The following is a 2,106-nucleotide window of genomic DNA, read 5'->3' as shown; positions in this document are numbered from 1 at the left end:
CGAGGGCTTCCCCGACGCCGAGCTGGGCCGCCTGTTCGCCCAGCCCGAGCTGGCGGGCTTCGCCGCCGGGCTGCGCCACCAGGACTCGGCCGCGCCCGCGCCCCGACTGGTCGCCGACCCCGAGCACCGGCACGACCCGTTCCCGCCGACCGACGTGCAGCGCGCCTACTGGATCGGGCGCACCGACACCTTCGCCCTCGGCGGCGTGGGCTGCCACTTCTACACCGAGTACGACGGCGTCGACGTCGACCTCGACCGGCTCGCCGAGGCGTGGAACCGGCTGATCGCCCGGCACGAGATGCTGCGCGCCCGGTTCCTGCCCAACGGCGACCAGCAGATCCTCCCCGAGGTGCCGCGCTTCGAGATCCGTACCGTCGACGCCGCGCCCGACGGCGACGAGATCGTGCTGCGGGCCCAGCGCGAGGCGATGTCGCACCAGGTCCTCGACCCCGGCCAGTGGCCGCTGTTCGACGTGCGCGCCGTGCGCTACGGCGGCAACCGGGTCCGCCTGGCCGTCAGCATCGACAGCATCCTCATCGACGCGCTCAGCGCCATGACCCTCATGCGGGAACTCGACACCCTCTACCGCGACCTCGACGCCGAGCTGCCGCCGATCGGCCTCTCCTTCCGCGACTACGTCCTGACCGCCCGCCCCGACCCGCAGCGGCTCGCCGCCGCGCAGGAGTACTGGGCGCGCCGGGTGGAGGACCTCCCCGACGGGCCGCAGCTCCCCCTGGCCAAGGACCCGGCCACCGTCCAGCAGCCCCGGTTCGTCCGCCGCGAGCAGCACCTGCCGCCGCAGCGCTGGCAGCGGCTGCGCGACCTGGCCCGCCGGCACGGCATCACCGGCTCCTCCCTGCTGGCCACCGCCTTCGCCGAGGTGCTCGGCACCTGGAGCGCCCAGCCCGACCTGACGATCAACGTCACCCTCTTCGACCGCCGCGACGTGCACCCCGACGTCGACCGGGTGCTCGGCGACTTCACCTCCCTGCTGCTCGTCGGCTACCAGCCCGAGCCGGGTGAGACGTGGGTCGACGCCGCCCGCCGGATGCAGCGGCAGATGGGCAGCGACCTGGAGCACAGCGACGTCTCGGCGGTGTGGGTGATGCGGGAGCTGGCCCGCCGCCGGGGCCGCCTCGACGTCTCCATGCCGGTGGTCTTCACCAGCACCCTCGGCGTCACCGACGACGTCGTCGTCGAGCCTTCCTTCGCCGAGCGCGTCTGGGGGGTCTCCCAGACTCCGCAGGTGTGGTTGGACCACCAGGTGGTGGAGCGTGATGGTGGGTTGTTGTTGGTGTGGGATGCGGTGGAGGAGTTGTTTGCGCCGGGTGTGTTGGATGCGATGTTCGGTGCGTATGTGGGGTTGTTGGAGTGGTTGGTGGAGGGTGAGTGGGGTGGGGTGGTGCCGGCGTTGTTGCCGGCGGAGCAGCGGGTGGTGCGTGCGGGGGTGAATGCGACGGCTGGTCCGGTGTCGGGTCGGTTGTTGCATGAGGGTTTCTTCGCGCGGGCGGTGGAGGAGCCGGGTCGCTCGGCGGTGTTCTGGGACGGTGGTGAGCTGTCCTACGGGGAGCTGGCCGACCGCGCGCTGCGGATCGCGGGCGCCCTTCGGGAGCGCGGCGTCGAGGCCGGCGAGCGGGTGGCGGTGACCCTGCCGAAGGGCCCGGACCAGGTGGCCGCCGTGCTGGGCGTCCTGGCGGCGGGGGCGGCGTACGTGCCGGTCGGGGTCGACCAGCCGACGCTGCGCCGCGCGGTGATGTACCGGCAGGCCGACGTGCGCTTGGTGCTCGCCGACGACGCCGACCAGCAGTGGCCGGACGGGGTGCGCCCGCTGACCGTCGCCGCCGCGACCGGCGCGACGGCGCTGCCCGAGCCGGTCGCGGTGGCCGGCGACGCGACCGCGTACGTGATTTTCACGTCGGGGTCGACGGGGGAGCCGAAGGGTGTGGTGGTGTCGCATTCGGCGGCGGTGAACACGCTGGAGGAGGTGTGTTCGCGGTTTGGTGTGGGTGTGGGTGATCGGGTGTTGGCGGTGTCGGCTTTGGATTTTGATCTGTCGGTGTTTGATGTTTTTGGTTTGTTGGGTGTTGGTGGTGGTGTGGTGTTGGC

General features: G+C 72.1%; 1 protein-coding gene. It reads left to right on the top strand.

The features are described 5' to 3' along the window. Window positions 1–2,106 (top strand): AMP-binding protein (locus tag LPU43_RS28620; RefSeq protein WP_255686690.1); only part of this gene is annotated, 2,106 nt, incomplete at both ends.

The sequence above is a fragment of the Micromonospora okii genome, assembly GCF_020884795.1.
GTDB classification, from domain to species: domain Bacteria; phylum Actinomycetota; class Actinomycetes; order Mycobacteriales; family Micromonosporaceae; genus Micromonospora; species Micromonospora okii.
The sequence above is the reverse complement of the archived record's forward strand: the minus strand, read 5'-3'. Positions and strand labels throughout refer to the sequence as shown.